General features: G+C 55.1%; 8 protein-coding genes. 6 read left to right on the top strand and 2 right to left on the bottom strand.

Annotated elements, in window-relative coordinates:
- Positions 1 to 6: 6 nt before the first annotated feature.
- A complete protein-coding gene (locus tag H7849_RS17685; RefSeq protein ID WP_186741165.1) occupies positions 7 to 954 on the bottom strand; it encodes a carbohydrate kinase family protein in 948 nt (315 codons plus the stop codon).
- A gap of 275 nt (positions 955 to 1229) precedes the next feature.
- Here H7849_RS17685 and H7849_RS17680 point away from each other — a divergent pair, with 275 nt between their 5' ends.
- From H7849_RS17680 to H7849_RS17660, 5 genes are all read left to right on the top strand, one after another.
- Positions 1230 to 4193 carry a glycosyl hydrolase family 28-related protein gene (locus H7849_RS17680; RefSeq protein ID WP_186741163.1) on the top strand — a complete coding sequence of 988 codons (2964 nt, stop codon included), beginning with the start codon at positions 1230 to 1232 and terminating at the stop codon, positions 4191 to 4193.
- Between the two features lie 146 nt (positions 4194 to 4339).
- Positions 4340 to 5416 carry a LacI family DNA-binding transcriptional regulator gene (locus tag H7849_RS17675; protein WP_186741161.1) on the top strand — a complete coding sequence of 359 codons (1077 nt, stop codon included), beginning with the start codon at positions 4340 to 4342 and terminating at the stop codon, positions 5414 to 5416.
- 438 nt (positions 5417 to 5854) lie between these two features.
- A complete protein-coding gene (locus H7849_RS17670; RefSeq protein WP_186741159.1) occupies positions 5855 to 6763 on the top strand; it encodes an RNA polymerase sigma-70 factor in 909 nt (302 codons plus the stop codon).
- 176 nt (positions 6764 to 6939) lie between these two features.
- Positions 6940 to 7275 carry a cupin domain-containing protein gene (locus H7849_RS17665; RefSeq protein WP_432756554.1) on the top strand — a complete coding sequence of 112 codons (336 nt, stop codon included), beginning with the start codon at positions 6940 to 6942 and terminating at the stop codon, positions 7273 to 7275.
- Positions 7276 to 7377: 102 nt separating this feature from the next.
- Complete coding sequence (locus tag H7849_RS17660; protein ID WP_186741157.1) at positions 7378 to 8124, top strand: SDR family oxidoreductase; 747 nt, start codon at positions 7378 to 7380, stop codon at positions 8122 to 8124.
- 208 nt (positions 8125 to 8332) lie between these two features.
- Here H7849_RS17660 and H7849_RS17655 read toward each other — a convergent pair whose 3' ends face one another.
- Positions 8333 to 9757, bottom strand: coding sequence for a glycoside hydrolase family 30 protein (locus tag H7849_RS17655; RefSeq protein WP_186741155.1), 1425 nt, complete (start codon positions 9755 to 9757; stop codon positions 8333 to 8335).
- A gap of 392 nt (positions 9758 to 10149) precedes the next feature.
- On the opposite strand from H7849_RS17655, the gene H7849_RS17650 reads away from it, so the two are divergent.
- Complete coding sequence (locus H7849_RS17650; protein ID WP_186741154.1) at positions 10150 to 13449, top strand: TonB-dependent receptor; 3300 nt, start codon at positions 10150 to 10152, stop codon at positions 13447 to 13449.
- Positions 13450 to 13471: the final 22 nt, after the last annotated feature.

The following is a 13471-nucleotide window of genomic DNA, read 5'->3' as shown; positions in this document are numbered from 1 at the left end:
GATGCCTCAGTCTGAGGTCGACACGCAGTACGGAGCGTAATATCGCGAGCCAGTTACCATAAGACTTTCGATCTCCTCGACGCTCTGAATGCCACCTCGGGCACCGGATGCCATACAGTTCAGCGCAGCGGCAGCGCATGCGAAGTCGAGTTGCCGGTCGAGCGGCCAGCCCTGAAGCAGTCCATAGATAAAGCCTGCGTGAAAGATATCTCCTGCCCCTGTTGTGTCCACCACTGGAACACAGTAGGCGGGCGTGTGATGAAATTGTTTGCCATCCCACGCCAAAACACCATCTGGTCCTAATGTTGCGGCGGTGAGACGGCATCCATAGCGACGTTGCATGCGGTGCAACGCTTTCTCCAGATCTACCTCTCCGGTAAGCCTGCAGGGAAAATCTCGGCTCACAATGAGATAGTCAATGTTCTCAAGGAGCTCTTCCACGCCAGGATATAGCTCGTCCAGATCGCCAACGACCGGAATACCCGCAGCCCGTGCCCAACGGGCGGCTACTGTTGCTGCGGCAGTATCGTGCCCATCAACATGGAGAGCCCGTGCGTTCACGATCCATTCGCGATTCAGTTCGTTGGGCTGGAGAACGAGCCGATCATCGCGGCGGCACAACACGGTTCGTTCGCCTGCACCATCTACGAGTATCAGTGACTGTGGGCTTGCTCCTCCTGCAACCGTAATGAGCTGTGTTTCGACGCCCGCGCAGGCGAATGCTTCCCGGTGAAGCCGGGCTGCCTCGTCATCGCCGAGCTTACCCACGTAGCGGGAGTTCATGCCCCACTGCTGGCAGGCCACTACCGTCGTTGCTACCTGGCCGCCCGGAGCTACCGTCGCGGTGCGGTACTCCACCTTGGAACCGAGGGCAGGATAGATAGCGAGGGGGATCAGCGTGTCAGTAGCATTTAGTCCAACGCCGACAAGGTCGACCTTCGACACCTTCGTCATATTTTCACTGTAAATGATCTGTGAACGCATCGTTGATCGGGCCGAGGATAAGGTTCTGGTAAGTTGCCTCTATGGAGAATGATCCTCCTCTTTGCGAATGCTGCCTTCGTTTCATCGAGCGCGCCACTAAGACAATCGTTTGTTTCATGCAATATCACTTGACAGCTCTTTGGTTATTTTGGCCCAATGTGGGCATTCGATTCTCCCCATGGCCGTGCTGGTTCTGGTGAAGAATCCCGTTTAAGACCAGTCAGCACAATACAGGGAATGACACAGTGATAAAGAACATAATTCTCCTTGGGGCCACTCTTGCTGGGCTTGCGCTTCCACTTCAAGGGGCGTCTTATTATCCGCTTCGACTCGACGATTCGAAGGCCGTTTATCTGACAAAGGATCAATTCCGCGTAGCAGGGGACGGCCTGGCAGACGACAGTGAGGCGATTCAGTCCGCCATCGACAAGGCTGAAGATCAACATGGTGAGGGCATCGTCTTTGTCCCTGAGGGCCGGTATCGCATCACGCGCACGATTTACGTGTGGCCGGGCTTGCGACTGATTGGCTACGGCACGAACCGCCCCGTATTTATGCTTCCCGATAACAGCCCGGGTTATCAGCAGGGGATAGCGTACATGTTCTTCTTTACCGGAGGACGGCCCGGTGGAAGCCATTTCAGAGAGCGCCAGCAGAGCGGCCCGCGTCCCGTTATGGAGGGAACGGTTCCTCCAAGTAACAACGTCGTCGATGCGAATCCGGGAACCTTCTATTCAGCGATGAGCAATGTGGACTTCGAGATTGGGAGCGGGAATCCAGCAGCAGTGGGAATCCGGTTTCATGTGGCGCAGCATTGCTACCTGGCGCACATGGACTTTCACATTGGCTCTGGCTTGGCTGCGCTTAAAGATATCGGCAACGAGGCCGAGGATCTGCACTTCTATGGCGGGGACTATGGCATCATCACCCAGAAACCATCGCCGGGCTGGCAGTTTACGCTGCTCGATTCAACATTCGATGGGCAAAGGAAGGCAGCAATCCGCGAGCATGAGGCAGGATTGACGCTGATTCACGACGCCTTCCGCAACGTTCCGGAGGCAATTTCTATCGATCCGAATTACGCTGAGGAGCTGTGGGCGAAAGATGTGCGCTTCGAGAACATCAGCGGACCAGCCATTACCATCAGCAATGTCAACAACCCGCGCACGGAAATCAATCTCGAAAACATTGCATGCCATCATGTTCCCGTCTTTGCGCTGCTGCGGGAAACCGGAGAGCAGACGGCAGGCTCCGGTGAGAGCTACGTGGTGAAAACCTTCTCACATGGATTAACAATGCGCGCGCCCGGCGACGAAGGGGCAATTCGGACGAGTTTCGACGCAGAAGCAGTAAAAGATCTTCCGCAGTTTGGTGCAAATGTAATCGCCGCGCTGCCGCCTGCAAACACCTGGGCAAACCTGCAATCGCTTGGCGCAAAAGGCGATGGAGTAACCGATGATACCGCCGCCGTTCAGAAGGCGATCGCGGACCATCGTATGCTCTATATTCCGATGGGACGCTACGTCGTCAAAGACACATTAGAACTTCGCCCGGATACAGTACTCATCGGGCTGCATCCGAGCATGACGCAGTTTGATCTGCCGGATGGAACGGCTGCCTTTCAGGGGCCCGGATCGCCGAAGGCACTCCTCGAGTCGCCAAAGGGTGGGCAGACCATCGTAACCGGAATTGGCCTCTCAACGGGCGGTATTAACGGCCGCGCAGTGGGCGCAATGTGGATGGCGGGCGCTGATTCTCTCATGGATGATGTGCGTTTTCTCGGCGGCCACGGAACCAATGCTGCCGACGGCACTCGGATGAATCCGTACAACAACACGCACACAGCGGACCCTGATATTCATCGTCGCTGGGACGGTCAATATCCCAGTCTGTGGATCACGAATGGCGGAGGTGGCACCTTTGCAAATATCTGGACACCGAGCACATTCGCACAGGCTGGACTCTACATCTCGAATACGACCACGCCTGGTCGAGTGTACGAGCTATCCAGCGAACACCACGTTCGCAATGAGGTCAAACTGGATCAAGTTGAGAACTGGGAACTGGACGCTATCCAGACAGAAGAAGAGCGGGGCGAAAGCGGCTTTGCGGTTCCACTTGAAATATCGCAATCGCGAAACATCACCATTGCCAACTATCACGGCTATCGAGTAGTGAGCAGCTATCAGCCGTTTCCTTACGCGATCAAGTTGTCGGGCTCGCATGATATTCGGTTTCGAAATATACACGTTGACAGCGACAGCAAGGCTGCATTTGACAACTCTGTCTTTGATGCGACGACTCGTGCGGATGTGCGAGCGTACGAGTTTGCAACGCTAAACGTTCCAGCGAAGTATGAACCACAGAATCAGGATCAAACTGTGTCGACGCTGAAACAGGGTGCGCAACTGGAGAAACTGGCAACCGGGTTCTTCAATATCTCCGGCGCAGCCGTCGATCCGAAGGGGCAACTGTACTTTGTGGACGCGCACTGGCAAAGGATTTACAAGTGGTCGCCAGAAAGCAAAGAGGCGATCGTCGTACGCGACAATCCTCTGGATCCGGTGAACCTCGGCTTCGACAAAGCTGGAAATCTAATCGTGGTGTCTTATGGAGGCACAGGAACCGTGTATTCTTTCCGGCCCGAATCAACTATGGATCAGGTGACACTGTTGCAACCTCAGGCAGCCGCCGACCGTCCAGAGATGAGGCCTCTTTTGCCTGTGGACGTTTGGAGCGTTCGGAGTGTTCCCGGTGACCGGCCATTCCAGTATGTCTCACCCGATCAGACCATCTTCATACCCGCTGGCGAAGACTTTGTGCAGGGGAAACTCTATTACGGGACGAAGATGGCCGATGTGCTGCGGGCATTCAATTTGGCCCAGGCAGCGCCTGGTCACCCCTTTTACATCAGCGACGAATCGGACGAGAGAACATACAAAGGAAATGTAACTGAGAAAGGCACAATTACAGATTTGCAACTCTTTGCTGAACGAGGCGGTGAGAGTGTTACGCAGGACCAGGAGGGAAATGTCTATCTGGCCGCAGGGCAGGTGCTTGTCTACAGCCCGAAAGGTGAATTGCTCGGGCGCATCGATGTGCCTGAGCGTCCGATTGACCTTGTGTTTGGCGGAGCGGATCGAGCTACGCTTTACATCCTGACGCATGCCTCGCTGTATGCTGTGAAAACGAGAGTCCCGGGTTTATGAGCAAGAACCGCGAGACAGTAGGGCTTTCAATGCTGAATGAATGGATCGTTTTGTAGTAGAGGTTGCCGAAATATGAGCTCACTTTTCAGCTCATGGGTCGCGAACCAGAATTTTGACAAGAGGCTTTTTAGGATCGTCGCAATATCATGGGCAAAAAGAAGACCAGTTCTAACTCCTCTGCGGAACCTGTAACGCTCAAGGTCCTTGCAGCCCATCTGAAGCTCGATCCCGCTACTGTTTCGGTTGTGCTGAACAACGTTCCCGGGCGCTCGATTCCTGAGGCAACACGGGAACGCATCCGCTCTGCGGCGCAGAAATTTAACTACCGGCCCAGCTTCGTTGCGCGCTCTTTGCGCAATCGCCGCACGATGACGATCGGCATTCTCGTTCCAGTGCTTGCCGATGGTTATCACACGGAAGTGATGAGTGGCATCGGCGATCATTTGCTCGAGGAAAACTATTTCTATTTCATTGCACATCACCGGCACCGCACCGATCTGATCGAGCAATATCCGCATATGCTCGTAAGCCGCGGTGCGGAGGGCATCATTGCGATTGATACCCACCTTGATCACAAGCTTGCTGTACCGGCGGTTGCTGTGGCTGGGCATCGGAGGATCAAGAGCGTTACCAATGTCGTGCTGGACCACAATACGGCGGCGGAGATGACTCTTCGACACTTGTACGATCTAGGACATCGCGATATTGCATTCATGCGCGGGCAACCATACAGCTCCGACTCAGAGGTCCGATGGCAGGGGATCGTGAAGGTTGCCTCCGATCTAGGGTTGGCGATTCGGCCCGAGCTGACCATTCAGCTCACAAAAGACCTGACGACGCCAGAGCTGGGATACCCGGTTGTTCAGCAACTTCTGGCGCATCACCGCCGCTTTACAGCCATTGTCTGCTTCAACGACATGGCTGCCATCGGCGCGATCCGCGCGCTGCACGACGCACAGCTTCGGGTCCCGCAAGACATTTCCGTCATCGGATTCGATGACGTTCCCCAGGCAGCTTTCCAGACACCAAGCCTGACCACTATCCGCCAGCCCCTGCACGAGATGGGGAAACTCGCTGCACAGCTTCTGCTGGAACGTTTGCGTGAGCCAGCTGTGATTCCGCAGGAGGTTGCGGTCAAGCCGCGCCTCATTGTTCGTGAAACCACTTGCGCCCCGCGGCAGACCAACCCGGCTCGAACGCGAAGAGAAGCTGTCCGGCTCTAGGGCACCCATACTTTTTGTAAATTCTTCCAAATACAAGTACTTAGAAGGTTGCAGGTTCTCAGCAATCCTCGCTGTATTGACCGGCCCTGAGGGGCTTTCTATCTCGTGAATCACCCGGGGGCGATCGATGCTGAACCCTCCCCCGGTATTTTGTAAATTCGTCCAAACAAGGAATTTACGAACGTCTGCTCGCTTGATCCAGGCTCGATCGGGGCTTGCCTGATCCAGGCGATACATCTCCCTCGCATGGTCTCCATGCTGAAGAGTCGATTCGCAAAATAGAAAAGCCCGCTTCGTAGCGGGTGGCCTTTTCTTTGTCCTCTATTTCTATTTTACCGGAATCAATCCATCTTTCCGCCAATGCTCGTTGCAACGAGTATTAATTCTCTTATTGGGATTCCCGCTTTGGAACTGGACCCTGTCCCATAGAATGGGACGATGGATCCGCAGCGTTCGGACGATATCGACGAACTCAATCAGGCTACTGTCGCGTTCCTCGGCGTGCGTCCACGGCTGTTCGGCATCGCCTACCGGATGCTGGGAACTGCCGCCGAAGCGGAGGACATTGTGCAGGAGGTCTGGCTGCGCTGGCAATCCACTGACCGGAGTGTCGTCCGAGATGCGACGGCATTACTTGTAACAACGACGGTGCGGCTGGCGATCAATCTCGCGCAGTCCGCCCGCTCTCGTCACGAAACATACATCGGCCCCTGGCTCCCAGAGCCCGTAGACACCGCAGCCGATCCTACCCTTGGAGCAGAGCGCGGTGAAGCATTGGAATTGGCGGTTCTGATTCTGCTTGAAAAACTATTGCCGAATGAGCGTGCCGCCTACGTTCTTCGCGAGGCTTTTGATTACTCCTATAGCGATATCGCGGACATCCTTCAGCTCACCGAGTCGAATACACGTCAGCTGGTCACTCGCGCACGCAAACACATCACTGACGAGCGGAGAGCTCAGGTAAGCTCCTCCGAACATCGCCGCCTTCTTGAAGCCTTCCTCGCTGCGGCGCAAAAGGCAGATATATCTGCGCTCAAAGAGATCTTTACCGAGGACATTGTTTCCATTACCGATGGTGGCGGAATTTTAGGAGCGGCGCGTATTCCTGTTCTCGGGCGTGAGCGTGTAGCGAAATTCATCGCTACCTTCTCTTCCCGTTTCTGGGCGGACTGGACTGTTACACGAGTGCAGGTGAACGGGCAACCAGCCGCGCTTATAAGAAACAAGGGAATCGCCTATGCGCTTGTTGCGATAGATGTTTCACCGCAGGGCATCGGCCAAATCCTGTGGGTTATGAGTCCGGCAAAGCTTGCGGTGATCTCGCAGGCATCGAGCCAGTCTTTATAGTCGCATCGGAAAAAAATTAGGCTACATTCCGAGATGGCATGTCACAAAACACTCCTCTGCCAGGTCCTTGCTAGTACATAAGCCCGCTCTGCATCAGCAGTTGACTCGGGCAACGAGAAAGGAGCTATCCATTGAAAACAATCTTGATGCTGCTGTGCCTCATCTCCGGCCCGCTCATGGCGCAGGAGGCAAAGGTCACTCCGCTGATGTCGAAGGATTTGAAGGACTTCCCTGGCAAAGAAGGCCTGATGATCACAGTCGAATATCCGCCTGGCGCTTCGGATCCCATTCATCGGCACAATGCTCACGCGTTTGTCTACGTACTCGATGGAACCGTCGTGATGCAGGTAAAAGGCGGAGAACCTGTCACCCTGACACCTGGACAGACCTTTTACGAAGGACCCAACGACGTTCACATTGTTGGCCGCAATGCCAGCAATACCAAACCGGCCAAATTTATCGTCTTCCTGGTCAAAGACAAAAATGCGCCTGTTCTGATTCCGGTGAAGTAGCTTCGACGGCTTACCGGTAACCCACTTAGAACTTCAATCACTCTTTCCGAGGAATTGGATTTTGCAACGTGCTCATGGCGGGCACGGCGAAAGGATTTAGTCATGAAAATCGTAGTCATCGGCGGTAGTGGACTCATTGGATCAAAACTCGTCCCCAAGCTTCGTGAACAAGGGCACGAAGCGATAGCAGCGTCCCCGAATTCGGGCGTCAACACGCTCACCGGCGAAGGACTGGCAGAAGCGCTGAAGGGTGCATCGGTTGTCGTGGACGTATCCAATGCTCCGGCCTGGGAAGACGCGGCTGTGATGAATTTCTTTGAGACATCAACCCGTAACCTCCTCGCCGCTGAAGCAGCTGCAGATGTGAAACATCATGTTGCGTTGTCGGTCGTAGGAACGGAACGTCTGCTTGAAAGCGGCTACTTCCGGGCAAAGATGGCTCAGGAGAAGCTCATCCAAGCATCATCGATCCCTCATTCGATCGTCCGCGCGACGCAGTTCTTTGAATTCGTCAAGGGCATCGCCGATTTCTCCACCAAGGGCAACGAGGTGCACCTGCCGTCTGTACTTATCCAACCTATGGCCGCTGACGATGTCGCCAGTGCAGTAGGCCGCGTCGCGACAGGTTCACCAGTGAATGGCATCGTAGAAGTAGGGGGGCCGGAGCAGTTCCGCCTCGATGAACTTATCCGGCATGGTCTGACCGCATACAAGGATGCGCGAAAAGTTGTCGCTGATCCGCAGGCGACTTACTACGGCATCAAGGTGACCGAACGCGCACTCGTTCCCGAAGGCAATGCAAGCCTCGGGAAGACACGATTCGACGAATGGCTTGCCCAACCTGCTTAGATTTAGAGAAATAAATCACCGAATCCGTGGCCCCCGGGCCAGCTTTGCTGGCTGGGGGCAGGGGCTTCTCCACGCCGCTGGTAAACCTTCACATCAGTGGTTCGCCGAATGCCTGACGATGCTCAGTGGAAAGAGAGTCGATCGATTGACCAGTTTGCTTTCGGCCAATTGAGCTGATCGCGAAATTGGCGAAGGTTAAGCGCTCCAGCTACCAGACCAGTGTCGTGACGGAATCCGGTGGAAGGGAAACGGTCAGCGATTGGTCGCGATGCGCGCATTGCACAGTTTCCTCGCGGCCGGTGTTGGTAAGGATCAGGACGTGGCTGCCATCCGGATTCTGGAGTGCGACGTGATCGATCTTATCGAGATCTCCCGAGGACGCAATGACGGATGCGCCGCGCTGGATCACCTTGGAATAGTGGGCGAAGGCCCAGTATTGCCCGCTGCGCGTGAGTTCGCGTGTCCTCGAGTTGATCGTTAGCAAGCCGCCGCAGGAAAAGGGACCGATGTTGGGCTTGCCATTCTCGTCGAGCACCAGGTTCCAGCTCACGATGCACTTCGCCCAGTTGCGGAGGATTCCCGTGAATGTGCTGGACCAGTTGGCCCAGTCGGTGGCGTAGTCGGGCGCTTTGAAATCCGGCCCGCCTTCGGTCCAATAAGCATTCTTCTCGGGAAACGTATCGTGCACGCGCGTCATGGACGAGGGCGGCCCGTAGTATCCGTGCCAGGCCACGCCATCGACATATTTGTAGACGTCGGGATCGCTGAGCTCATCGACAACGCGACCCCACAGGTTGTAGTTGTGATCGAGGATCCAGATCTTCGTGTCGAGCGAGGCCTTTTGGAGTGCCGGGCCCAGGTAGCTCTTCACAAAATCCATCTCGTATTCCTGGCCCCAGAGCGCCTGGGGCATACGGCCGTCCTGATCGGTATCCACTTCGTTTTGAACGGTAACCGCGTTGATTTTGACGCCGTCAACAGAGTACCCCTGAAGGAACTTTACGAAGTACTGTGCATAAGCAGCAAAATAGTGCTTACGCATGGAACCACCGAGCAGGGAGTTACCTGCTTTCATCCAGGCGGGCGGACTCCAGGGAGAGGAGAAGTAAAACAGCTCGGGGTTTGTCTGGCGGGCCTCCTTCAGCAGCGGGAGGATGTACTTGCGGTCGTGGTCGATGCTGAAGTGGGTGAGTTCAGGGTCTGGCGACTCGGAGTCGTCATAGCTGTACGCATTGAGCGAATAGTCACTGGAGCCAATGGTCGTGCGTGCAACGGAGAAGCTCAGGCCTGAAGGGCCAAAGCACTCATCGAGCAATGCTTTCCGCTTTTCGGCGTCAAGTTGCTCAAGCAGGTAACAGGAGGCATCCGTGAGCGCCGCACCAAAACCGAGCACCTGTTGATAGCGCTGCTCAGGGTCGAGACGGATGCTCATGGGAGAAGTCGGAACGCCTGTTTGCCAGGCGGGCGCCTCGATCGGAACACACCGTTGCGCTCCCGACGTGCGCCAGGCTTTGACGTGAGTTCCGCCTGAGGGCGCATCGACCACGGTCCATGCAGTAAGCGGACGGGAGGCGCTCGAGGAGGCCGCGACAGCTGCGAGTTTCAGGAAGGTGCGGCGGGTTGTTTTATTCATGATGCTTCAATCGGCTGAGACGACCCATCCTCGCATATCTGAAGTACTAAGGCAAAGGTTTGTCTAGGAGTGACACGGAGAAGAATTCGCTTGACAACCGTATTTGCGAATTGTTTTCATCGACAACGCTTCGTACTTTAGGAGCTTTCTTGCGTCCTTAAACAAACGGTTGTCTTTGCTTTGTGAAAGGAAGCGTGGCAGTTGCTTTGAATGCGGCAAATCATCTCCGCCCGGAAAGAGGTAAGGACAACTGCACTCCTGCCTCACCGAACGGAAACAGTTGCGAATCGCAAGTCGCATAAGAATGGGGTTCAGTATTTACCCAGAAGCGCCTAGTCTTCAGCGAAGCTGAGACGAGGCAAAAGCAGATGGACTTTTTTCAGGAGGCAAGTATGTGCAAGTTGATTCGCAGCAGCCTCGTCATTGCCTTGACACTTTCGGGCATAGCGGGCTTTGCGCAAAACACAAATTCAGGCGATATTCGCGGTGTCGTGACAGACGCCACAGGCGCTGTTGTTCCGGGCGCTACAGTCAAGGTCGAAGACGTCGACAAAGGGATATCCCATGTTTATACAACCGATGGCGCTGGCCTGTACGATACGGGCTCCATCGTTCCGGACCACTATCTGATCACCGTTACAGCAGCGGGTTTTCAGACCTATGTTCGCGGCCCCATCACACTTGGCGTAGAGACGGTCGCCGTCAACGCGTCGCTGGCTGTAGGTGCGGCAACACAGGAAGTGGTCGTCAAGACCGATGTACCGCTCTTGAAGACTGAAACCGGCGCGCAAACAAACACGCTTGAGTCGACCCAGCTCCTTCAGTTGCCGCAAGTGGGCGCGGACTGGCAGAACTTCGTGCAATTGCTTCCCGGCGCTTCGAGCGTGAATTACCGGACAGGCCAGACAGCGTCGATCAACGGCAACCTGCCCTATAACACCGTGCTGGCGGATGGCGCGACGACCACCCTCCCGATGAGCCAGAACGCCGACGTGATGGTGCTGGAGACGGTCGCTGAAGTGAAGATCGACACGTCGGCATTCTCGGCGCAGTACGGTATCGGTGGCGCGACCTTCAACCAGATCAGTAAAGGCGGCACGAACCGGTTCCACGGTGCGGGCTATGAGTTTTTCCAGAACAATGCGTTGAATGCCGCCAATTATGCTTTCGGCGCGAAGACCACGGTTGGGCTCGTCCGTTACAACAATTTCGGCTTCTCGGTTGGCGGTCCAATCCTGAAGGACAAGATATTCTTCTACTTCAACTACGACAAGACGATTAATCCTGGAAGCGCGAACACCGGATTTGAGAATGTGCCAACGGCAGCACTGCTCAGTGGCGACTTCACGGGCTTTCCCACCATCTACGATCCGACGACGCAGACGGTCGACGCGAAAGGCGTTGCCCATCGCACATCCTTCGCAGACGAATACCACAACGGCAATAAGATTCCCGCGAACATGATTGATCCGGTCGCGGCTGCTATTTCGAAGTACTATCCGGCGCCAAATACAGGCTCGGGCATCACCAACAACTTCTTCTATAACGTACCCAGTTCAAACCCATTCACAAAGTATTTCGGACGGCTCGATTGGCAGATCAATCCGAACAACCACATTATTATTTCCGAGACGAACAGCGATAACCCGGCCCAGTATCACAATCAGGGAATCTGCCCCATTAACTGCCAAAGTGGTGACGTCAGCCGCGACAATGCGCAGGTCTCCTGGGTGTGGACGATCAGCCCAAACCTTATCAATGAAGCCCGCATGGGTTTCACAGACCAGCTGAACTTCTTCGAACCGTACTCCCTCAACCAGGGCTTTCCCGCCAAGCTGGGCTGGCAGTTCGCCAAGGCCGATATTTTCCCGGACATCCAGATTTCAGGAAACGGCAATTTCTATGAATTACAACCGAACACGAATTCTGTGTACAAGGAATTCGTGTTCGATCCTTCGGATGTGGTCACGATGATCCGTGGCCGGCACGTGCTGCACTTCGGAGGCGAGTTCCTGATCAATCGAGCGGACTCCACCGCATGGGGCAACACCAATGGAGGTCAGATGGGCTATACCGGCGTGTATACAAACTCCACCAACGGAGATACGACGACCGGCATGGGTTTTGCAGACTTCCTGCTGGGCCAAACCAACTACTGGAATGCAAAAGTGACGCCGGAATGGGGCGGCCGACTGAAGAGCCCGCAGATCTTTGTCCAGGACGATATCAAGCTGCGTCCGAACCTGACGATCAATGCAGGCCTGCGCTGGCAGGGCATGACCGGCTGGCACGAAGTGAAGGGCAACATGGCCTCCTTCGACCCAAGGGTTATCAATCCCGCGAACAACTCACTGGGTGCCATGTGGTATGGCACAACGAAGGCGAACGGACGTGACAGCCTGCAGGCGCCGAGTTGGGGCACCTTTCTGCCTCGTTTCGGATTCTCCTACTCCTATAGACCCAAGACTGTGCTTCGAGGCGGTATCGGACTGTATGGCTATACCTGGAGCGACGATACCTATGGCGCGGGCATGGGAGGAGCCTTTGGGTCCAACGGCAATCTTTCGGATAGTACAACCGGCACCTACCCAGTCGTGCTTCTCTCCTCGAATGGAAGCACAGCCTATCAACCGTCTGGGAAAAGCGTGAATTCGGCTTATCTTACTTCCCCGACGACTCCGGACGCCTACAATAACACGGCCCCTCCTGCGTATCAGCAATATCACACACCGGTCCCAAAGATCCTGGAGTGGAACGTTGAGATACAGCAAGAATTGACTTCCACGATGGTCGCGACGGTGGCCTATGTCGGCAGCCACGGTCATAATCTGCTCTTCCCGGTGGACATCAATCAGGTGCCTGAAGCCAGCCTGGGACCAAACGATCAGGGCTTACGGCCCTATCCATTGTTCCTGGGAATTAACAGTGGTTCTGGAGCGGGTGGAACGAACAACGCCCGCTCAAACTACAACTCGCTGCAGACCACAGTTCAGCAGCGTCTCACACGGGGTCTCGATTTCCAAGCAAGCTATGTGTGGTCGCACATGCTGGATACCATTGACTCCTCCGGTTGGGGCAGCAGCGCGGGGAATCTCTATTATCAGAGGTCCTACAATCCTGATGCGAACTATGGCGCATCGAACTTCGATGTCCGCAATTCCTTCAAGACGGCGATACTCTATGATCTGCCAATTGGTAGAGGGCGCCAATTCCTGAACCATAGCGCGCTCCTGGATGCGTTGGTTGGAGGATGGCAGGTTTCGCCAACCTTCGTCCTGACTTCCGGCAGTCCGTTTACCGTGAACATGTCTACGGACAATTCTTTCTCGCTGGCAGGTAACAGCCAGCAGTATCCAAACCAGGTTGGAAGTCCAATCTCTACTCACCAGGACCTCAATCATTGGTTCAATACTGCTTCGTACGTGCAGCCGGCTGCTGCCACATTCGGCAACACGCAAAGAAATAACATGTACGGCCCGAGCTTCTTCCTGTTCAATGCTGCACTTGGTAAGACCTTCCATATTCCCTGGGAGAGTATGGGCGTCGAGATTCGCGCGTCGGCAAACAACGTGATCAATCATCCCAGTTTTGCTACGCCCAATGCGACGATCAACAGCGGAAACGAAGGCACGATTACCGGCCTCACGGTCTACGGCCGCACCATGCAACTCTACGGACGTATCTTCTTCTAACCTTTACTCTTTACAACCGGAA

Source organism: Alloacidobacterium dinghuense, from assembly GCF_014274465.1.
In the GTDB taxonomy this organism is placed as follows: Bacteria; Acidobacteriota; Terriglobia; order Terriglobales; family Acidobacteriaceae; genus Alloacidobacterium; species Alloacidobacterium dinghuense.
The sequence above is the reverse complement of the archived record's forward strand: the minus strand, read 5'-3'. Positions and strand labels throughout refer to the sequence as shown.